This is a genomic window from Halorubrum zhoui, assembly GCF_051194155.1.
Taxonomy (GTDB): Archaea; Halobacteriota; Halobacteria; order Halobacteriales; family Haloferacaceae; genus Halorubrum.
In genome coordinates this window covers 222323-240561 of sequence record NZ_JBLZNJ010000004.1, presented here as the reverse complement: position 1 = coordinate 240561, position 18239 = coordinate 222323, and the positions used below count along the sequence as shown (strand labels likewise).

The following is an 18239-nucleotide window of genomic DNA, read 5'->3' as shown; positions in this document are numbered from 1 at the left end:
GTTTGACACACGCGACATTCCAGTCTGCGTGTGGTGTCCGCTATTAGCCTCAGTTTCCCGAGGGTATTGCGGTCCGAAGGGTAGTTTGGCCACGTGTTACTGAGCTATTCGCCACGAGTCTGAACTCGTACGACTAGCATGGCTAAATCGGATCCCAATAGCAATGGCCTCCGGCAGGATCAACCGGAGTGGTAACCTCGGTGCCTGGTTCCCGGCACCGAGGGGGTTTGGCGGGTGTCGACGTGATGTCGACACACCATTGCATGGTCTGATCGTTCGGGGTCACCGGCGTTCCGGATGACACCGAACTACCAAGGCTCACATCAGATTTCCGCTTACGCCGGAGCGCAGGGGGCGAAATCCTCATCTCTTCTTCCGGACCAGAACGTTGTGGTCTGGCAGGTATAAACCCACCGGAGTGGTCTGGTCGGACGACGACGGACCGCGCGTGGTCCGGGTCGTGTGTCGGTCGTATTCGTTCCGAGCGGGGTATGACACTTAACCCCGTCGGATTGGTGATGGCCGCGTCGTGTCACGCTACGGCGAGCGTGATGTGGGCGGCCGGTGGTGCCCCGCGTGGGGCTTGTCACATTCATTCGGATGGCCGGGGTACATTTAATCCCGTCGAAGCGTGGGCGCTACGTCACGCGGTTTCATGCGAATACGGTACCACGCGGGTGGAGGATACGAGTTGGGAAGCCGAGTCGAGGTGACACAGATACAGCTGCCGAACGTCGAGGGGCGGGGTTGAGCCCGCCCTGGGGTCACGTGGGAGGTGGACGGGACGCGTTGCTGGCGGATTGGGGCAGTGCTCAGCAAAGAAGTCGGCTGTGTGAGCGGTTCGGCGGCCTCACTCCTCGTCGAGGTACTCGATGCCCTGTTTCGAGACGTTGGCTTTCGTGATCTCGTCGAGGTCGTTGAGCCAGAAGTCGCCCGCTTCGTCGTCGACCTCGGGCGCGCTCTCTTTCCACGCCCACCCTTCGTACTCGTGGACCTTCTGTGTCCCCTTCTCGCGGAGTCGTATCGTCTCTCGTTCCGCCTCCGCCTCTGAGGGTGCCGGTTCGAGCGTTCGGGCCGCCTTGAGTGCCGCCTGTCTGGGCATACTTCCCGAGAACTCGCTCGGCTCGGAGCCGTCTGCCTCCCGAAGCGCAAAGTTCCGCTTACCGTCTTCACGTACCATGGTTTTGCCTCCGTGTCAACCCAGCACACAGCCTGTAATAAATATATCGGCAAAATGAAACGGTATCCGGCGAGCAGCCGTGGTGCTACGGTGACGACGTGTCGGTCACACCGGCACGTGCGGGTGTGCACTGCCGGAAGGAACGTACGGAGAGAGGCGGGACGAATGTGGGCCTAACCCTGGGCGAACTCCCCATCGAGTTCGGAAAATCGTCTTTTCGTTGCCGGGTGACGGATCAAGTGGAGGGACAACCCATGCCCACTCGAACCACAGTTGGGATCGCTCTCGTCGCCGCCCTCGTTATCGGAGGGGCGGTCGTGACGGGAGGGGTTCTCGGTGCACAGCCCCCGGCCGAGAGCGGCACAACCCAGATGGAGGAGGCGCCCCCAGCAGGTGACGGCGCGGTCGGTCCCGTCTGCGACGACGGGGTACCGAACGCGACGGCTCTCGGAGAGCGGTTTGATCTGACCGACGACCAGACGGCCGAACTCGAGACGCTCGTCACGGATCTCAGGGCGGAAGGCGCCTCACACGAAGCGATTCGGACCGCGGTTCACGACAAGCTAACCGAGTTTGGTGTCGACCGCCCAGCCGAGATCGGTGCGCAGCGAGCAGAGTCCGGCAGCGGTAACGGTCCGCACGGCCACGGCCCACACGGAGACGCGGATGGAAGCGGCGACGGAACCGGTCCACTCCGTGACGGGAGCGGTGACGGAGGCGGCCCGCACGGTCCGGGTGCGTGACCGGTCCCATCGGTCGATCGACGGCACGCGCCCACGCGGTGGTAGTGACGCCACTGTTTTATGACCACCTGTATCGACGACACAGATAGATGCGACGCGTGCTGTGGTGGCTCATCGGCGGGTCACGCGGCGGCCGAAACCGACTCCGGATCATCCGGACGCTCGATGAGACGCCGATGAACACCAATCAACTGTCGAACGCGCTCGATCTCGACTACAAGACGACACAGCACCACCTCGAGAGACTCGTCGAAAACGACGTACTCACCACGATGGGAGACAACTACGGAAAGACGTTTTTTCTGACGGATCAGATGGAGGCGAACCGCGACGTCCTCGACGAAGTGGCACGAAAGGCGGACCTCACAGACGTCACACCGGGGGGTGAGACGGCGTGAGCGAGACACCCGCGTCGACGCCGGTGCGTCGAACCGCGGCGACCGTCGGTGCCGCAGTGGTGGTGGCTGCGGTCGTGACGGTCGTCACCCCGCGCGTGTTCGTGTCAACGGTGTCGATGCGGCCGCGAATGGGCCTGGGGCCCGGCATTGTGAACGGGCATCCGCTCGAGCAACTCGTCACGGTGAAGCTGTTCGTCTCGACGTACACCGTCGTCCTGCTCGCGGTGCTCGCCGGGACGTACGCGCGGCTCTATCGGGAGCTTCCGAACCGGTTCACACTCAGCCTGCTCGCGTTCACCGCGGCGCTGTTGTTGTACGCGCTCACCTCGAGTCCGCTCGTTTCACTGACGCTCGGCTACCGGGGGAGCGGACTCGGTCCGTTCACGTTCTTGCCCGACCTCTTTGCGGCGGTCGCGGTGACGGTTCTGTTCTACGAGAGCTCGGTGTGACTGGCACTGACGACGGGCGATCAACACTTATATGTCTCTTCTGGCGAAGTGCGAGCCATACAGCTGCGATGGTCCGTAAAAAGAAGCTCAGCCCGAGTGGGGCCAAAGACGACGACGGGGAGTACCACAACGTCCACGTGAATCTCCACGAAGACGAGCTCGCCGTCGCCGGTATGGAGATCGGCGACGAGGTGTTCGTCCGGGTCCGAGACGGGAAGATAATTATCCAGCGGGCAGACGCGGACCCCGACCAGCTCGAACACGACTTCTGACCGCTCCATCGACGCCGAAGACACGGAGGGCACCCGCCTGTGCTGGCCGTCGGTCGGCGGATTGATACCTGTCGACGACGACGTCACACCGATGGGTCTGTACGACCGCCTGAAGCCGGCGCTTTTCACACTCCCCCCGGAAACGGCACACGACGTGACACAACGGCTCCTGCGCGGCGTGCAGGGAACGCCGGTCACTGCGGGACTGCGTCGCCGGTACCGCGTCCACGACGAGCGGCTCCGGACGGAGGCGTTCGGGTGCACCTTCGACAACCCCGTCGGCGTCGCCGCCGGATTCGACAAGAACGCGCGGGTTCCGCGGGCGCTCGCCGCGCTCGGCTTCGGTCACGTCGAGATCGGTGGCGTGACCGCGGAGGGACAGCCTGGCAACCCACAGCCTCGCCTCTTCCGGCTCAGAGAGGACGGCGCACTCATCAACCGCATGGGGTTCAACAACGAGGGCGCCGACGCCGTCGGTCGTCGACTCGACCGCGAACCGCTGCCCGACGTGCCGGTCGGCGTGAACATCGGGAAGTCGAAGTCGACGCCACTGGCCGAGGCGGCCGACGACTACCGCTACACCTACGAGCGCGTGGCCGAGGCGGGCGACTACTTCGTCGTGAACGTCTCGAGCCCGAACACCCCGGGACTCCGCGAGTTACAGAACCGCGAGGCGCTCGAGTCGATTCTTGGCGCGCTCACCTCGGCCGGGGCGTCACCGCTGCTCGTGAAGCTCTCACCAGACCTGCCACGCCCTGCGGTCACGGAGGCACTCGGCGTCGTCGACGACCTTGACCTCGACGGCGTGATCGCGACGAACACCACGGTCTCCCGCCCCGACGACCTCCACAGCCCGAGTCAGGCGGAGCGGGGCGGTCTCTCCGGGGCACCGATCGAGACGGCCGCGACCGAGCTGGTCCGGTTCGTCGCCGAGCGCACGGACGTCCCAGTCGTCGGTGTTGGCGGCATCGCCGACGCCGACGGTGCCTACGAGAAGATTCGCGCCGGCGCCTCAGTCGTCCAGCTGTACACTGCACTGGTGTACGAGGGACCGAGCGTTGCCCGAGATATCAACCGCGGACTGCTCGAGCTGCTCGACCGAGACGGCTTCGAGACCGTCACGGACGCGGTCGGTGCCGACCTCGAGTGACGGGTCAGTCGGCGGCGTCGACCCGGACGATCATCGCTACACCGTCCGCCTCGAGCAGCTCACCCTCGCCGGTGTACCGTCTGTCGACGTCGAGTGAGAACTCGTCCGGTGTGAGCGTTTCCCCGGCGACGTGGAGGTCGTCGTCGACGATCTCGTACGCGCCGTCCGCGATCCCCGCCTCAATGTCACCAACCTTGTCGCCGTATGTGGGGCCGACGGTGGCGTACTTGAGGTCGACCCCTGTGGTCACCGTCTCGACCGGCGGTTCGGCGTCGGGATGGACGGTGAGGTCTGTGACGTGCATCACGCCGGTGATGTCTGCTTCGAAGTCGCGAACGTCGGCGTACACCTCGACCGCGTCGATCGGCGCGGTGAGCGGGAGTTGGCGCTCACTCTTGTACCGCCGGAGCGCGCCGACGACGGCCATCGCGGCACGTCCACCCTCGGCGTCGGCGTCGACGCCGAGCGGGTCGGGCCACGACGCGAGATGCACGGAGCCGTCCGGGTCGCTCGAGGGGACGACAGCCGGATCGAAGTCGTCGTCGAAAGCGGTAGCGTCAGTGTCGTCGTCAACAGCGGTGGCGGCAGTGTCGTCGTCGACAGCGGTGGCGGCAGTGTCGGCGTCGACAGCGGTGGCGGCAGTGTCGGCGTCGACAGCGGTGGCGGCAGTGTCGGCGGCGGCATTAGCCGCGGCAGCAGCTGTGTAGGTATCCTGCCAGATCGACTCGGTGACGTGTGCGAGGATCGGCGCGAACAGCCGCAGGAATCGGCGGTGGGCCGTCCGGAGGGTGTACGCCGCGGAGTCGTCCGCGCGCTGTTTGGCGATCTCGAGGTAGTCATCACAGAACGTGTTCCAAAAGAAGCTGCGAAGCCCGTCGCGCGCCTTCGAGAACTCGCGGTTCTGGAGTCGGTTCGTGAGGGTCTCGATCTCGCGGTCGAGTTCGGCGAGCAGCCAGCGGTCGAGCTCGCGGAGTCCGTCTGCGGGTCGCGTCGGGTACGGATCGGGCGCGAGTGACTCGACGAGCTTCGAGGCGTTCCACAGCTTGCGGATGAGCTTCTCGCCCGCGCGGAGTCCCTTCTCTTGGTACGGAAGGTCGTCGCCGATCGCCGAGCCGGCCGCCCAGTACCGGGCGGCGTCGACGGGGTACTCCGATAACACTGCGTCGGGATCGACGACGTTCCCCTTCGACTTCGACATCTTCTCGCGGTTCTCGTCGAGGACCATCCCGTTGATCATCGTCGACTCGAACGGCACCTCGCCGGTGTGTTCGTAACACTTGATCACGGTGTGGAACAGCCAGAAAGAGATGATGTCGTGCCCCTGCGGGCGGACGTCCATCGGATAGATCTCCGGACGCGCCATGGTGAACTCGTCCGCGTCGGCGTCCCAGTCCCACCCGGCGTTGATGAGCGGGGTGAGCGAGGAGGTCGCCCAGGTGTCGAGGACGTCGTCTTCGGGGACGAACGCGTCGTGACCGCACTCGGGGCAGGCGTCGACCGGTGGGTCGTCGGCCAGCGGGTCGACCGGGAGGTCCGTCTTCGCCGCGAGGATCTCGCGGTCACACGAGCCACAGTACCACACTGGGAACGGGATACCCGAAGAGCGCTGTCGCGAGATGAGCCAGTCCCACTGGAGGCCGTCGACCCAGTGTTCATAGCGGGTGAACATCTTCTCTGGGAACCACCGCATCTCGCGACCGGCCTGGAGGTACTCCTCGCGCTTGTCGAGCACCTCGATGTACCACTGTTCGGTCACGAGGAACTCGACGCTCGTCCCGCAGCGCTCGTGAACGTTCACCGTGTGGGTGATCTCCCAGCGGTCCAACAGGGCGCCCACGTCCTCGAGGTCGTCGACGATCGCCTCGCGGGCCGCGTCGGCGTGGAGCCCCTCGTACGCTTCGGCGACGTCGGTCAGGTGGCCGGACTCGTCGATGGCGACGCGGAGGTCCAAGTCGTGTGCCTGATACCACTCGATGTCGGTCTGGTCGCCAAACGTACAACACATCACGACGCCAGACCCCGTCTCCATGTCGACGCGGTCGTCGGCGAGGATCGGCACCTCGTGACCGAACAGGGGCACTTCGGCCGTCTGGCCGACGAGCGGCTGGTTCGCCTCGTCGTCCGGATGAACGAAGACGGCGACGCACGCGGGGAGCAGCTCTGGACGGGTCGTCGAGATGGTGAACGCGTCGGGAACGGACGCCGCAGCGGCGGCTGAGTCGGTCGCGTCGACGGTCGAGGAGGCCGCGTCGACCGCGTCGTCGACGACGCCGAACTCGATGTCGTGAAAGTGTGAGCCTCGCTCGTCGTCTTCGGTCTCGACCTGTGAGATGGCGGTCTCACACTCGGGACACCAGATGGCCGGTGCCTCCTGGCGGTACTCGCGTCCCTTCTCGTAGAGGTCGATGAAGGAGAGCTGAGAGACGCGCTGGACCGTGGGTGAGATCGTGCGGTAGGTGTTGTTCCAGTCGATAGAGAGCCCGACGCCCTGCATCTTCTCGGTGAAGTCCGCCTCGTACTCCGCACACACGCTCCGGCACTTCTCTTGGAACGTACCGCGGTCGAAGTCCTGGTGCCGGACGCCGAGTTCGCGCTCGGTGAGCCGCTCGGAGGCGATCCCGTTGTCGTCGTAGCCGAACGGGTAGAACACCTCGCTGTCGTACATTCGGTGGAACCGCGCCACGATGTCCTGGAGGATTGACCCGTACACGTGACCCCAGTGTAGGCTCCCGGAGACCGTCGGCGGAGGGGTGTCGATGGAGAACGCGGTGTTCGGGTCGACTCCGTCGTCGGGATACGCGTACGTCTCCTCGTCGACCCATCGCCGCTGCCAGTGGGGCTCGGCGGTGTCGGGGTCGTACTCTCCGCTGGGCATTATCGGATCAGCCTTTCCACGGTTCCCTCTTAACGGCCTCGGTTGTGACGGACTGTGGCGTCCACGGGCCTCGTCGCTACCCAGTTGTCGGCCACATACTACCGAGGCGCGACTCCGACCGTCATTGGGCGACCCCGACCGTTATGAGACGACTCCGACCATCATGGGGCGACCCCGACCGTCAACAACGTCCCCCACGTCCGGTAGCGGTCGACCATGTCCGCACGACGCTCCCAGTTGTCGGTGGGGAAAGCCGATTCTGGGGGTATCTCGACCTCGTTATCGGGGATCGCGTCCTGTTCGGCGACCACCAACCCGGCCTCTCGGAACGCCTCACGGTACTCGGATCGGCTCCACAGCGTCATTGGCACGGAGATCCGCGACTGCCACTCGTGTGTCGACTCGCTTTCGGTGAAGTAGTTTACCGCACAGTAGAACGTCCCACCGGGCCGAAGGACGCGGTGAATCTCTTCGAGCGTCGAGTGTGGGTTCCGTGCGTAGTAGAACGCCTCCATCGAGAACACGTGGTCGACGGTGTCGTCGCCGAAGGGGAGCGCGTCGAAGTCGCCTCGAAGGAAGCCGATAGCGTCGTCGTCGGTATAGCTCTGCGCGTTGCGGACCATCTCTGGGGCTCCGTCGAGGCCGTACCCGCGACCGATGTCGCGCTCGCGAAGGGCCCGGAGCGCGTAGCCGGAGCCGGTACCGAGGTCGAGGACGGTCTGGCCCGCCTCGACCGGCATTCGAGCGAGCGCGTGTTTCGCGGTGTGCCAGTGCCGCTCCTCCATTCCGCGGTCTCTGCCGGTCGTCGCCCACTCGTCGAACTCCGCTCTGACGCTCATAGGGGGAGAGACGGCCGGTGGGGTGAAAACCGGATCGACGGGCGACGGAGCCGGCCGCCGTCCCGGCGACGGCTTTTTGGGTGCCTGCGAGGTGTCCGGCGTATGGACGACCCGCGCCGACGGCTGACGAGTCGAGTTCGACGACGGCGGTTCCGGTTCGCGGACTCTGCTCAACAGGTCGTCGGCGGCTCGCTGCTCGCCGGGCCGTTCGTCGTCACCGAAGAGGTGTGGCTGCTCGCGCGCGGAATGAGTGTGGTCCAGGGAGTCCTCACGGTTCTCGTCGTCGCACTCGTCGGCTACGGCGCGTTGTACCGAGCGGACACCGATCGCGACCCGGAGCTCGAACGCGACGTCGCCGGGGTTCCCGTGCGTTTCGTGTCGCTCCTCACGGTGGCGTTCGGGTCGACGCTCGCGCTCGCGCTGCTTTTCGACGCCCCCGACACGTTCCTCGGCGGGGTGGGGTGGGCGACGACGGCGAAGGCTGTCTCGGTGAGCGCCGTGTTCAGCGTGGTCGGCGCTGCGACGGCCGACAGCCTGTTTTGACGCATGATTTCTGCTCGTGGATTCGGCTCGTAGATTCGGCTCGTGGATTCGGCTCGTGGGTGTGGGTCGTGGGTGTGACAGTCGACGACCCGAGCCGAGCGGCAGTAGCGATCAACAGCTCACAAGACGAGGGTGACGACACCGAACAGGATCACCACGCCGACCACGTCACACACGTTCGTGACGATCGGAATCGTGGTGTCGTCGGGATTGAGCCCGACCCGGTAGGACGCTTCGACGGCGACGATACTCGTCGTGACGACGAGCACGGCCAGGAGCATGCCGGAGCCGAGCGAGATAGCGAGCACGCGTCCGAGGTCGAGTCCACCGCCGAGGACGGCTCCGAGCGCCCAGGCGGCGACGCCGACGGCCGAAAAGACCGTCGCCGCCAGCGCGAACACGGCCACCACGTTCGCTCTGACGCCGGGATTCGACAGCGTCGGCTCGTAGGTCCCGAGGTAGAGCTGTGTGGTGAGCCGCGAGCACATGATCGACGCGAGGTTGCCGGCGGTCCCGATCTGGACCGGCACCAACACGAGGAGCGCTGGGTATCGAAGCAGCGTCGCCTCGTACCCCTCGAGGACGCTCCCAGAGACGAGCTGGAGCACGGAGAGCGCAGCCAAGAGCGGAATCATCGTTCGGACGATGTGCTGAACCGACCACTCCGGCGAGACGGACGACGGCTCCTGCGGTGGACCCGGTGAGGACCCGTCGGACGGGGACGTCACAGGATCACCTCGACGGCGCGAATGCCGACGAGCAAGAACGCGACGCCGAAGACGTCACCCAGCGTGGTCACGACGGGGCCGATGAGGTTGTCGGGGTCGAGTCCGCGGCGGTAGCCGACGAAGACGACGACCACCAACACGGAGAGCATCAACACGGCCGAGAGGCCGCCCGCGACGAGCATGATGCCGACGAGCCGAACGAGGTCTCCGCCAGCGCCGGAGACGAGAAGCGTCAGGTAGGTGATGATGGCGATGAACACCGAGATGGTGATACCGTTGACGAACGACGCGACGATGGCGTTCACGATCCGGCGGTCGAGCGTGATCTGGGGCGGTATCACGCCTTGATGGAGACCGCTCGAGAGACGGGCCCCCAGGGAGCCGTACACCCCACCTCGTGTCGCGAGAAACGCCGGCAACAAGAGCAGAATTCCGGGGACGCGCTCGATGCTCGTGCGCATCGTCTCGGTGCCGAGCAGCGTTCCCGAGAACAGTCCGGCGACGAGACTGAGCAGGACGACCGGGAGCGCCTGTCTGTAGATGTCGCGTGCGCGCTGGCGTCCCTCCATCCGTGTGCGGACGGTCGAGCGGAGTAGTAAAAAGCGGTCCGACGCCGACCTGCGGGGTCGCGGTCCCGCACGATTAAGTCGGTCCGGCGGCTCCGACTGGTATGGACTACGCCCTCGCGATCGAGAACGGACCGGAGACGATTCCGGGCGGGACGGGGTTGCTGCTCGTCCACCCGAGCATCGGCGAGACGGACCGAATCGACACTGACTTCCTGAAGACCGACACCGACGCGTTCCTCGTCGTCTCGACCCGAACGACCGCCCGCGAGGTCGAACAGAAGCTCGAGTACTACGACGTCGACGAGACGAACGCCACGATACTGGACACGCTCTCGGTCGAGCGCGGGTACTCGCGTCGCTCTGCAGACGACGTGTACTACGTTTCGGCGCCGGACGACCTCGATGGAGTCGTCGACCGTGTCGAGCGGTTCCTCAAGGAGACGACTGGCAAGCGGCGAGTCTCCGTGGACTCGCTCACCGAGATGGCGTACTACGCGGACGACGACGCAGTGTACGAAGCGGCAGCGGCAATGCTCGAGCTGCTCGAGGCACACGACGCGGTCGGTCTCTTTCACCTCTCCGAGGAGGTCCACGAGGTCGCGACGCTCGACCGGTTCCGGGAGTTGTTCGAAGGCGTCATCAGCCTCGACGAAGACGGGAGCGTCGAGGTCGACTACTGAGATACTGTCGAGGTCGGCCAGCGAGGCGTCCCAGAGCGTACAGTGTGTTCACGGGGAACCGTCGTGCGACGGCGTGTCGTCACACCTCGTCGCGCATCGACGCGAACGTCTTCTCCGCCCACTTGACCGCGTATGGCGCACCGCGGTCGCGGTAGGCCGCGGTGTCGAGCGCGGCGAACGGCGCCGGCAGTTCGAGGCCGTGGCGCATCGCCGAACAGGCGTACTCCGTCGCACTCGCGAAGTCCGTCTCGCCGCGGGCGACCGCGCCAGAGAGCTCAGAGAGTCGGCCTTCGACCCGGTCACCGGCGTCGACCCACGCCTCGAACAGTCGGGGGAGGTCACCTTCCCACGACGCGAACACCGACCGGGTGTGGAGCCCGACCCAGGCGTCGAACAACGCGGCCGCGATCTGGAAGACGTCTGCGGGGCTGAATCGCGCGTCACCGGTCCGCTCCGCCTCGGGACCGCGGATCGCCGCGTCCAAGTCGGGATACCGTGGACCGAAGAACGGAAGGAACGTCTCTGGGAGGTCGGGCGTCTGTCCGTCGACCCCGGCGATCGCCTCGGGGACGGGATCGACGCCGACCTGAACGAGCCGGTCGGCGAGCAAGAACGCGAGGAAGTCGCTCGGCGTCGTCTTCGCGCGGGGTTTCACCAACAGCGTCTGCGGCGTCGTCTGTGTCGTCCGGACGACGGTCCCAGCACCCTGGAGTCCGACGGTGAACGACGGTCCGGCGTACCGGCGGAGCGGGTCCGGAACGCGCTCGGGGAGCCACTCGGTCGGACTCGAGGCGGGGGCTAACCCGTCGACGAAGAGGCCAAGATCCTCTGCAGTCGCCGGCGGGAGCGTCTCGAACGAGCCGTCGACGTCGAGTACCGGTGTGTCTGGCGCGTGGCGGTCCCGAACGGCGGCGACGTCGGCGTCGAGTTCGTGTGGGGCGAACATCACCCGGCGGTTCCAAAGACGTACGACAGGACGATGAGAACGGCGAGCGCGGCCGAGGCGGCCACGGTGCCGACGACGATTTTGCTGGACGTGCTCATACGGGATCACTGTGTGTCATCGGATTAAAGTCATTCTGTCGAGTTCGGAGGCGGCCGAGCGAAACCGACGTCAGCCGTCCACGGACTTATCCGTCGGCACGAGAGAGTAGACCCATGCGAGTCCGTGACGCGGTCGAGGCCGACGCGGCGGCACTCGCCGACCTCCGCGACAGGCCGACGGACGCGATCGTGGAGATGATCCACCAGCGTACGGTCGTCGTCGGAGAGCGAGACGGTGAGCACGAGGACGGGAGCGAGCACGTCGGTCGCGGCCCAGAGGCGGCCACCGGAGCCGGTGCGGGCACGTCGGACGACCGATCGTCGACCGAAGTGGCGGGATTCGTCGCGTTCGACGCCACAGATGACCAGGTTCACGTGACCAGTTTCGCTGGAGCGTCATCGACCGTCGAACGGCTACTCGAGGTACCGAAGCGGTTCGCGAGACGCGAGTCGATGGACGTCGAGGTCGTGGTCGTCGACGACGAGCCGGAGCGCGTCAGACCGGTCGAGGCGGCTGGGTTCGTCGCCGTAGGGACGGGTCCGCGGTTCGACGGCCAGACGACGACCCGGTTTCGACTCGAAGCGGACCGTCTCGGTGAGGAGTGACGACGTCGCTCGGCAGAACGCGCGCGTCGACTCGTCGCGGCCGCCTGATCAGTCGAACCGGCCCTGCACGATGTCGAGGGCTTCCTCGCGGTCGTCCCAGTGGACGAAGACGGCGACCGAGGTCGCGCTCGTGATTAGGTCGACGATGTTGATTCCGGCCTCTGCGAGCGGCGCGATGATCGTCTGGATGACGCCCGGTCGGTTCGGGAGCTCTCCGCCGGTTACTCGGATGGCCGCGATCGGGTCGTCGACGGTCACAGACGAGAGCGTCTCGTCCGAGACGACCGTCTCGTGTAACACGGCCTCGGCCCGCTCTGCGACGGCCTCGTCGACGTAGAACGTCACCGAGTCCATCCCAGAAGCGACCGCATCGACGTTGATCTCGTCGGCCTGGAGACCGTTCGCGAGATCGGCGAGAATACCGTGTCGGTTTCGCAGTGCGCGCCCAGCGACCGTGAGGCACGCGAGCGGAGTCTCACGCATGTCGATGAGGCTCTCGAACTGCCCCTCGATGCGGGTGCCGCCACTGAGGAGGTCGCCGTGTTGATAGTGGACGACGCGAACGTCGAGGTGGCCGTTCTTGTACGACAGCGCCGACGGAGCGACGACCTCCGCGCCGCGGAACGAGAGGTTTCGAAGCTCGTCGACGGTGATCTCACCGACGTTTCGTGCGCCCTCGACGACGCGTGGATCGCCGGTCATGACGCCTTCGACGTCGGTGACGATGACGACCTCGTCGGCGTCCATGTAGTTGCCGAGCATGACGGCGCTCGTGTCGGAGCCGCCGCGGCCGAGGGTGGTGACCGTACCGTCGTGAGCCTCGGCGAGGAATCCCGTGACGACGGGCACGACGCCGTCGAGTCGGCCGGCGAGGGCTGTAGCACGGCGTTTGGTCTCTTCGACGTCGACCTCGCCGAGTTCGTTCGTGACGACCGGCCAGTGTTCGTCACCCGGTTCGAGGAAGATCGCGTCGACGCCCCGAACCGAGAGCGCTGCCTTGAGCATCCGGACGCTGGTCCGCTCGCCCATGGAGACGATCTCCGCGCGGTCGGCGTCGTTGGTCTCGAAGGTGATGTCTTCGAGGAGGTCGTCGGTGGTCGACCCCATCGCGCTCGCGACGACCGCGATCTCGTGGCCGGCGTCGACGGTGCTGGCGATCGAGTCTGCGGCGCGCTCGATCCGGTCTCCACTGCCCAGGCTCGTTCCACCGAACTTGGCGACTACGCGCATACGATCACCGTCCGGCTGCCAGAGACCGCTGTCGTCTCACCGGGTCCGCTCGCGGAGCAGGTCGCCAGTCCGTGGTCGTGGTTGGTAAACATGCGACCCTGTAGCGAGGGAGTGCGGATAACTGTGTCCACTTGACGTCGGCCGCGGCCGCGACGATCGGCCGAAGAATCTGCTGGACAGCGGCGGCTATCGTGGTGAAACGCGCGGACGAACGACGTCGGGCAGACGTCGGCTTCGGCGAGATGGACGGCTCGCTCACTCGGGGTCGTCCCAAGTGCTGGGCATCTCGATGACGTATCGTCCGTCCTCTCTGAGCGAGATGATGTACTCTTGACGGTCGTACAGCTCCATGAGGTTCAGTTCGTACTGGCCGGGGCTCAGTATCTTGATGCTCTCGAACTGGTCGGTGAGTTCCTCGCGTAGGTCATCGACGCCGGGACGTCGAGACGCGTCTGGGGGGTCGTCGCTCCCGACCGTGTCCTCGCGCACGCGGTCGAGTTCGTCCCGTGTGACCACGTCGGTTCGTGCGCTCGCCTGGGCGGAGTCTTCGCTCACGTCGGCGTCGGCTGTCGCATCATCGGTGGTGGTCGCATCGCCGGTGGTGGCCGCATCGTCGGTGGTGGTCGTCTCGTCGGCAGCGTCGATGGGGTCGCCAGCCGTCGAGTGCGTCGAGGTCGACGAACTGTCACTCGGGGCTGTGGGCTCGCCTGCGTCCGTCGGGGAGTCGGTGGCTGGCGCAGGTGGAGCGGAAGTCGGCGGTGCGGAGTCTTCGGCCGTCTCACTCCTGTCGGATGGACGAAACTGGAACTTGTTTCCCCCACACTCGGGACAGCCGGTGAGCATCTCTTTCGAGCCGTCTGGGAACGTCCGGCCACACTCGATACACTGGTGGGGCATCAGGTGCGAGAGACGAGAGTACTGATGAGGTTCTCGTCTTTGTGAAGCGTCTCGATGCGGTTCGCCGGACCGATGACGGTGAGTTTCTGTGTCGACTCACGACCTATCAGCTTGTCTATGAGACCGCGATCGTTCGCGTCCGGGTTGGGATACGTTTCTATTTCGATGCCGGTGAAGTCGTCGGGACTGATCTCGGTCATCGTCACCTCGATGAGCTTCGACTCCTCGTCCGGGGAGAGTCCTCGCTCGAGGATGACGATGTTCCCGTCGCGGACCCCATCGAGGATGAGTCGGATCTTCTCCATACCGGTGAGCCCCTCCATCCGTGCACCACTTATCATGTCGATCCGGACGCCGTCGGTCGAATCGTTCGGGTCGTCGGCGCCGTCGGGGTTCGAGGTTGCACTCGGCATTATCCGAAGTACTCCGCGATGTTGGTGTACACTTCGTCCATGTTCTCACCCTCCAGTGCCGAGAGCGGGATCGTCTCGTGTTGGGGGAACGCGTTGGCGATCTGTTTCACGTTGGACTCCTCGAGGTCGGTCTTATTCGCGAGGATGAGCACCGGCAGGTCCTGTGACTCGATGATACCGATGAGCATAGTGTTCACCTGCGTGAACGGGTCGGTGGTCGAATCGAGCACGTAGATGACGCCGTCGACGTCCTCACGGAGCCAGTGCATCGCTTCGGCGACGCCCTCGGTCGCCTCGCGTGAGCGACGCACGGCGTCGTCTTTGTCCATGTCGTGTTCGAGGAACTCGGTGTAGTCGACTTTCGTCGTGACGCCGGGCGTGTCGACGATGTCGATCGTGACCGTGCGTCCGTCGCGTTCGATCTCGACGTTTTCTTTTCTGCGGGCCCGCCTGGTTTCGTGTGGAATGTGGCTCTCCGGGCCGACGGCGTCGCCGGTCCAATCGCGTGCGATTCGGTTCGCGAGAGTCGTCTTTCCGGCGTTCGGCGGTCCGTAGATGCCGATTCGCTTGGGCTCGTCGGCCGTGAACAGTCCGTCCACGGCCCGCGAGATGCTGTCTTTGAGATTCTGTAACAGTCCCATCCTGGCCTCCACTCGTGTGGTCGTTTCCCAGACGCCCTGCCGATTCGTGCGCGTCGCAGCGGTGTCGTCGGCGACGATGCGGTCGTCGGTTGACGGTTGCGGTCGTCGGTTGACGGTGCGCGGCCACAGGCGCGTGCGGGTATGCCGCTCACTCCACTGCCCGTTCACTTAACTACTGCGTCAGACAGCACGGGCGTATTGCACCTCGGGACCGGTTCACTCAGAGTGACGGAGGAAGCCCGCGACTTCAGCCGTGGGTACCTGACAGACGGAAGGTCGTGAAGGTTGCACCTGTCTGCCCATTCGTGACAACTATTCCGGTTCACGACAACGATTTTATCGGTTCTCTCTCCCCCACCCCTTCGTTTCGACTGGAGACGGGAGTCGGAGGTGGGTGTGGTAGTTATACGTGTCTCATCTGTGTCACGACAGACAAATAAACACAAACAGATCAGGTTAATACAACATGGAAACAAACAAAATATACTCTTGGTTATTATCGAGGGTACTGTTACACAGTGTATTATATAAAGATGCCGCTTTAATATACGCCCGTCTACCCTCCCCCCACCCCTTCACTCGTTCCACTCGAAACGAAGGGGTGGGGGGGAGGGAGGTACCGGCAGCCATGCGTCCACCTCCTGCCGCCACGAGTCAGCCGTGACAAGCCGACGACAGCCAATCAATGACAGCCAGTTGACGATAGGCAGTCGACGGTAGCCAGTCGACGACGAGCAGTCGGCACCGCAGCAACGGTAAGCAGGGATCGTCGCTCGAGGTGGGGACGCGTCGAGTCACGTCCGTCGGGTCGAGTCAGCCGTATCGCCTCACCACCTCGTCGCCACCGCTGTCCTTCGTCGACACCGAACTCCGTCTTTCACACTGCCGTCAAGACATCGTCGCGTGTACCATGGGCGAGCATCGTCGCGTGTGCGATGGACGAGCCAGAGTAGAGTGAGTACCTGAAATAACCGGTCGCCGAACGGCATACGAGAGAGCAACGCTTTTGTATCCCGTGTTCATCTGGTTCGACTGCATCAACTGGACGTGACACACGTGACGCGTCCATCCACGGCGGTGGTTTCGCCGACGCTCGCCGCTAACGTACGAAGGCGACGGCGCGTTCCACCTGAAACAGGGGGGTTCGGCACGTCGATTCCCCCGGTGGGTCCGTCGATTTACCGGTACCCGGCACCGGTCACACGACGCCGGCTGGGGACGACACGGCAGCAGGAGTGGTCGACAATGGACGAAGGGGAACACGCACCGAACGGGACCGATCCGGGAGACGCCGACGAGTCACCAGTTCTCGACACGGACCCGGTGGCTCCCGGTGCGGACGACCAAATACCACGAGACGACGCTGTGGACGCCTCGGACTCGAACGCCTCAGACTCGAACGCCTCGGACTCGAACGCGTCGACCGACCCGACGGGGGTCGATTCGACTGGAACCGAGGGTTCGGCCACCGAACCGACCGACACGGCCGTCACCACCGACTCCGAGGACGGGGTCGAGGCACGGAGCCGCGACCGATCGTCGCCTGGCGTCGACTTCGACGGCGTCGTCCTCGACGACGAAGACAACCAGGGGCTGTTCGACGATCTCCTCGCCGGTGAGCCGATATTCGAGAACAAGGAGGTACTCCGTCCGTCGTACACCCCACACGAGCTCCCGCACCGGACCGACCAGATCAATCGCATGGCGACGATCTTGGTGTCCGCGCTCCGCGGTGAGACCCCGTCGAACATCCTTATATACGGAAAGACGGGCACCGGTAAGACCGCCTCTGCGAAGTTCGTCTCTCAGGAGCTCGAATCGACGTCGAAGAAGTACGACGTTCCCTGTGAGGTCGAGTACATCAACTGCGAGGTCACCGACACGCAGTACCGGGTACTCGCGCAGCTCGCGAACACGTTCATCGAAAAGAACCAGGCCGTCATCGACCGACGACTCGACCGACTGCGCGAGCTGGCCTCGAGCGCCTCCGACGACCCCACCGCTCTCGAATCAACGCGGTTCGCGAGCCCAGAAGAGCTCACGGCCACCATCAAGCAGCTCGAAGCCGACGCCGAAGAGATGGAGCCGGTCCCGATGACCGGGTGGCCGACCGACCGCGTCTACACGACGTTCTTCGATGCGGTCGACTACCACGAGCGGGTGGTCGTGATCATGCTCGACGAGATAGACAAGCTCGTCGAAAAGAGCGGCGACGACACCCTCTATAACCTCTCACGGATGAACTCGGAGCTCGACAACTCCCGGATCTCTATCATGGGAATCTCGAACGACCTGAAGTTCACCGACTTTCTGGACCCTCGAGTCAAATCAAGCCTCGGCGAAGAAGAGATCGTCTTTCCACCGTACGACGCGAACCAACTTCGCGACATCCTCCAACACCGTGCCGACATCTCGTTCAAGACCGACGCGCTCACCGACGACGTCATTCCGCTCTGTGCGGCGTTCGCCGCGCAAGAACACGGCGACGCCCGGCGCGCACTCGACCTCCTCCGGACCGCCGGGGAACTCGCAGAGCGTTCCCAAGCGGAGGTCGTCGCCGAATCACACGTTCGACAGGCACAGGACAAGATCGAACTCGACCGCGTCGTCGAGGTCGTCCGCACGCTCCCGACACAGAGTAAGATCGTCCTCTTTGCGGTGATCCTCCTGGAGAAAAACGGCGTTCACAACATCAACACCGGCGAGGTGTTCAACATCTACAAACGGCTCTGTGAGGAGATCGACGCCGACGTGCTCACCCAGCGACGCGTGACGGACCTGATCAGCGAACTCGACATGCTCGGGATCGTCAACGCGGTCGTCGTCTCGAAGGGGCGGTACGGCCGCACCAAAGAGATGGGACTGTCGGTGCCGATAGAAGAGACGGAAGCGGTGCTCCTCTCCGACTCTAGACTCGGCGACATCGAGAACGCCCAGCCGTTCGTGCAGGCTCGATTCGACAACTGAGCCGGACAGCCGCCG

20 protein-coding genes and 1 rRNA gene are annotated in these 18239 nt (G+C 64.8%); 9 read left to right on the top strand and 12 right to left on the bottom strand.

Translation table 11 applies throughout. The features are described 5' to 3' along the window. Both ACNTAO_RS08715 and ACNTAO_RS08710 read right to left on the bottom strand, forming a co-directional pair. Positions 1 to 190 (bottom strand): 16S ribosomal RNA (locus ACNTAO_RS08715); the annotation flags it as partial. Between the two features lie 660 nt (positions 191 to 850). Beyond that, positions 851 to 1180 (bottom strand): non-histone chromosomal MC1 family protein, encoded by a 330-nt coding sequence (locus tag ACNTAO_RS08710; RefSeq protein WP_435161595.1) that lies wholly within the window; start codon positions 1178 to 1180, stop codon positions 851 to 853. A gap of 254 nt (positions 1181 to 1434) precedes the next feature. Between ACNTAO_RS08710 and ACNTAO_RS08705 the strand changes: the two genes are divergently transcribed. The 5 genes from ACNTAO_RS08705 (at position 1435) to ACNTAO_RS08685 (ending at position 4192) form a co-directional block, all read left to right on the top strand. Continuing rightward, the gene (locus ACNTAO_RS08705; RefSeq protein WP_435161594.1) at positions 1435 to 1923 is read left to right on the top strand and encodes a hypothetical protein; all 489 of its coding nucleotides are present in this window, start codon (positions 1435 to 1437) and stop codon (positions 1921 to 1923) included. A gap of 98 nt (positions 1924 to 2021) precedes the next feature. Continuing rightward, positions 2022 to 2321 carry an ArsR family transcriptional regulator gene (locus tag ACNTAO_RS08700; RefSeq protein WP_435161603.1) on the top strand — a complete coding sequence of 100 codons (300 nt, stop codon included), beginning with the start codon at positions 2022 to 2024 and terminating at the stop codon, positions 2319 to 2321. After that, positions 2318 to 2770, top strand: coding sequence for a DUF8036 family membrane protein (locus tag ACNTAO_RS08695; RefSeq protein WP_435161593.1), 453 nt, complete (start codon positions 2318 to 2320; stop codon positions 2768 to 2770). Before ACNTAO_RS08700 ends, ACNTAO_RS08695 begins: the two co-directional genes overlap by 4 nt. 68 nt (positions 2771 to 2838) lie before the next feature. Next, complete coding sequence (locus ACNTAO_RS08690; protein ID WP_435161592.1) at positions 2839 to 3042, top strand: hypothetical protein; 204 nt, start codon at positions 2839 to 2841, stop codon at positions 3040 to 3042. 91 nt (positions 3043 to 3133) lie between these two features. Beyond that, positions 3134 to 4192, top strand: a complete 1059-nt coding sequence (locus tag ACNTAO_RS08685; RefSeq protein WP_435161591.1) for a quinone-dependent dihydroorotate dehydrogenase — start codon at positions 3134 to 3136, stop codon at positions 4190 to 4192. A 4-nt stretch (positions 4193 to 4196) separates the two neighbouring features. Here the strand turns inward: ACNTAO_RS08685 and ACNTAO_RS08680 are convergent, their stop codons facing one another. Further along, on the bottom strand, positions 4197 to 7067 hold the full coding sequence (locus ACNTAO_RS08680; protein ID WP_435161590.1) for a valine--tRNA ligase: 2871 nt from the start codon (positions 7065 to 7067) through the stop codon (positions 4197 to 4199). Positions 7068 to 7228: 161 nt separating this feature from the next. After that, positions 7229 to 7906 carry a class I SAM-dependent methyltransferase gene (locus ACNTAO_RS08675; protein ID WP_435161589.1) on the bottom strand — a complete coding sequence of 226 codons (678 nt, stop codon included), beginning with the start codon at positions 7904 to 7906 and terminating at the stop codon, positions 7229 to 7231. A 102-nt stretch (positions 7907 to 8008) separates the two neighbouring features. Between ACNTAO_RS08675 and ACNTAO_RS08670 the strand changes: the two genes are divergently transcribed. Continuing rightward, complete coding sequence (locus ACNTAO_RS08670) at positions 8009 to 8449, top strand: DUF2391 domain-containing protein (protein WP_435161588.1); 441 nt, start codon at positions 8009 to 8011, stop codon at positions 8447 to 8449. 119 nt (positions 8450 to 8568) lie between these two features. Here ACNTAO_RS08670 and ACNTAO_RS08665 read toward each other — a convergent pair whose 3' ends face one another. After that, positions 8569 to 9084: a magnesium transporter gene (locus tag ACNTAO_RS08665; protein WP_435161602.1), complete on the bottom strand. Its 516-nt coding sequence runs from the start codon at positions 9082 to 9084 to the stop codon at positions 8569 to 8571. Between the two features lie 89 nt (positions 9085 to 9173). After that, the gene (locus tag ACNTAO_RS08660) at positions 9174 to 9746 is read right to left on the bottom strand and encodes a magnesium transporter (RefSeq protein WP_435161587.1); all 573 of its coding nucleotides are present in this window, start codon (positions 9744 to 9746) and stop codon (positions 9174 to 9176) included. A 101-nt stretch (positions 9747 to 9847) separates the two neighbouring features. On the opposite strand from ACNTAO_RS08660, the gene ACNTAO_RS08655 reads away from it, so the two are divergent. Beyond that, complete coding sequence (locus ACNTAO_RS08655) at positions 9848 to 10426, top strand: DUF7090 family protein (protein WP_435161586.1); 579 nt, start codon at positions 9848 to 9850, stop codon at positions 10424 to 10426. A gap of 79 nt (positions 10427 to 10505) precedes the next feature. Here the strand turns inward: ACNTAO_RS08655 and ACNTAO_RS08650 are convergent, their stop codons facing one another. Next, positions 10506 to 11372: a DUF7089 family protein gene (locus tag ACNTAO_RS08650; RefSeq protein ID WP_435161585.1), complete on the bottom strand. Its 867-nt coding sequence runs from the start codon at positions 11370 to 11372 to the stop codon at positions 10506 to 10508. Beyond that, positions 11372 to 11470 (bottom strand): hypothetical protein, encoded by a 99-nt coding sequence (locus tag ACNTAO_RS08645; RefSeq protein WP_435161583.1) that lies wholly within the window; start codon positions 11468 to 11470, stop codon positions 11372 to 11374. Before ACNTAO_RS08645 ends, ACNTAO_RS08650 begins: the two co-directional genes overlap by 1 nt. A 114-nt stretch (positions 11471 to 11584) precedes the next feature. Between ACNTAO_RS08645 and ACNTAO_RS08640 the strand changes: the two genes are divergently transcribed. Next, positions 11585 to 12076, top strand: a complete 492-nt coding sequence (locus ACNTAO_RS08640) for a hypothetical protein (RefSeq protein ID WP_435161582.1) — start codon at positions 11585 to 11587, stop codon at positions 12074 to 12076. A 48-nt stretch (positions 12077 to 12124) separates the two neighbouring features. On the opposite strand, the gene ACNTAO_RS08635 is transcribed toward ACNTAO_RS08640, so the two are convergent. The 4 genes from ACNTAO_RS08635 to ACNTAO_RS08620 all read right to left on the bottom strand — a co-directional run bounded on the left by ACNTAO_RS08635 (position 12125) and on the right by ACNTAO_RS08620 (position 15257). Next, positions 12125 to 13306: an aspartate kinase gene (locus tag ACNTAO_RS08635; RefSeq protein WP_435161581.1), complete on the bottom strand. Its 1182-nt coding sequence runs from the start codon at positions 13304 to 13306 to the stop codon at positions 12125 to 12127. A gap of 255 nt (positions 13307 to 13561) precedes the next feature. After that, the gene (locus ACNTAO_RS08630) at positions 13562 to 14203 is read right to left on the bottom strand and encodes an OapC/ArvC family zinc-ribbon domain-containing protein (protein WP_435161580.1); all 642 of its coding nucleotides are present in this window, start codon (positions 14201 to 14203) and stop codon (positions 13562 to 13564) included. After that, a complete protein-coding gene (locus ACNTAO_RS08625) occupies positions 14203 to 14616 on the bottom strand; it encodes a DUF2073 domain-containing protein (protein ID WP_435161579.1) in 414 nt (137 codons plus the stop codon). Before ACNTAO_RS08625 ends, ACNTAO_RS08630 begins: the two co-directional genes overlap by 1 nt. Further along, positions 14616 to 15257 (bottom strand): Era-like GTP-binding protein, encoded by a 642-nt coding sequence (locus ACNTAO_RS08620; protein WP_435161578.1) that lies wholly within the window; start codon positions 15255 to 15257, stop codon positions 14616 to 14618. Before ACNTAO_RS08620 ends, ACNTAO_RS08625 begins: the two co-directional genes overlap by 1 nt. A gap of 1245 nt (positions 15258 to 16502) precedes the next feature. On the opposite strand from ACNTAO_RS08620, the gene ACNTAO_RS08615 reads away from it, so the two are divergent. Further along, entirely contained in the window at positions 16503 to 18224 is a 1722-nt protein-coding gene (locus tag ACNTAO_RS08615; RefSeq protein ID WP_435161577.1) for a Cdc6/Cdc18 family protein, read from the top strand. Positions 18225 to 18239 lie beyond the last annotated feature (15 nt).

What these genes read in the sequence shown, in the direction of transcription:
- ACNTAO_RS08655 (WP_435161586.1), top strand. Translation starts at nt 9,848, where the DNA reads ATGGACTACGCCCTCGCGATCGAGAACGGACCGGAGACGATTCCGGGC.
- ACNTAO_RS08685 (WP_435161591.1), top strand. Translation starts at nt 3,134, where the DNA reads ATGGGTCTGTACGACCGCCTGAAGCCGGCGCTTTTCACACTCCCCCCG.
- ACNTAO_RS08710 (WP_435161595.1), bottom strand. Translation starts at nt 1,180, where the DNA reads ATGGTACGTGAAGACGGTAAGCGGAACTTTGCGCTTCGGGAGGCAGAC.
- ACNTAO_RS08620 (WP_435161578.1), bottom strand. Translation starts at nt 15,257, where the DNA reads ATGGGACTGTTACAGAATCTCAAAGACAGCATCTCGCGGGCCGTGGAC.
- ACNTAO_RS08630 (WP_435161580.1), bottom strand. Translation starts at nt 14,203, where the DNA reads ATGCCCCACCAGTGTATCGAGTGTGGCCGGACGTTCCCAGACGGCTCG.
- ACNTAO_RS08690 (WP_435161592.1), top strand. Translation starts at nt 2,839, where the DNA reads ATGGTCCGTAAAAAGAAGCTCAGCCCGAGTGGGGCCAAAGACGACGAC.
- ACNTAO_RS08645 (WP_435161583.1), bottom strand. Translation starts at nt 11,470, where the DNA reads ATGAGCACGTCCAGCAAAATCGTCGTCGGCACCGTGGCCGCCTCGGCC.
- ACNTAO_RS08680 (WP_435161590.1), bottom strand. Translation starts at nt 7,067, where the DNA reads ATGCCCAGCGGAGAGTACGACCCCGACACCGCCGAGCCCCACTGGCAG.
- ACNTAO_RS08640 (WP_435161582.1), top strand. Translation starts at nt 11,585, where the DNA reads ATGCGAGTCCGTGACGCGGTCGAGGCCGACGCGGCGGCACTCGCCGAC.
- ACNTAO_RS08650 (WP_435161585.1), bottom strand. Translation starts at nt 11,372, where the DNA reads ATGTTCGCCCCACACGAACTCGACGCCGACGTCGCCGCCGTTCGGGAC.
- ACNTAO_RS08615 (WP_435161577.1), top strand. Translation starts at nt 16,503, where the DNA reads ATGGACGAAGGGGAACACGCACCGAACGGGACCGATCCGGGAGACGCC.
- ACNTAO_RS08660 (WP_435161587.1), bottom strand. Translation starts at nt 9,746, where the DNA reads ATGGAGGGACGCCAGCGCGCACGCGACATCTACAGACAGGCGCTCCCG.
- ACNTAO_RS08625 (WP_435161579.1), bottom strand. Translation starts at nt 14,616, where the DNA reads ATGCCGAGTGCAACCTCGAACCCCGACGGCGCCGACGACCCGAACGAT.
- ACNTAO_RS08665 (WP_435161602.1), bottom strand. Translation starts at nt 9,084, where the DNA reads ATGATTCCGCTCTTGGCTGCGCTCTCCGTGCTCCAGCTCGTCTCTGGG.
- ACNTAO_RS08705 (WP_435161594.1), top strand. Translation starts at nt 1,435, where the DNA reads ATGCCCACTCGAACCACAGTTGGGATCGCTCTCGTCGCCGCCCTCGTT.
- ACNTAO_RS08670 (WP_435161588.1), top strand. Translation starts at nt 8,009, where the DNA reads ATGGACGACCCGCGCCGACGGCTGACGAGTCGAGTTCGACGACGGCGG.
- ACNTAO_RS08635 (WP_435161581.1), bottom strand. Translation starts at nt 13,306, where the DNA reads ATGCGCGTAGTCGCCAAGTTCGGTGGAACGAGCCTGGGCAGTGGAGAC.
- ACNTAO_RS08675 (WP_435161589.1), bottom strand. Translation starts at nt 7,906, where the DNA reads ATGAGCGTCAGAGCGGAGTTCGACGAGTGGGCGACGACCGGCAGAGAC.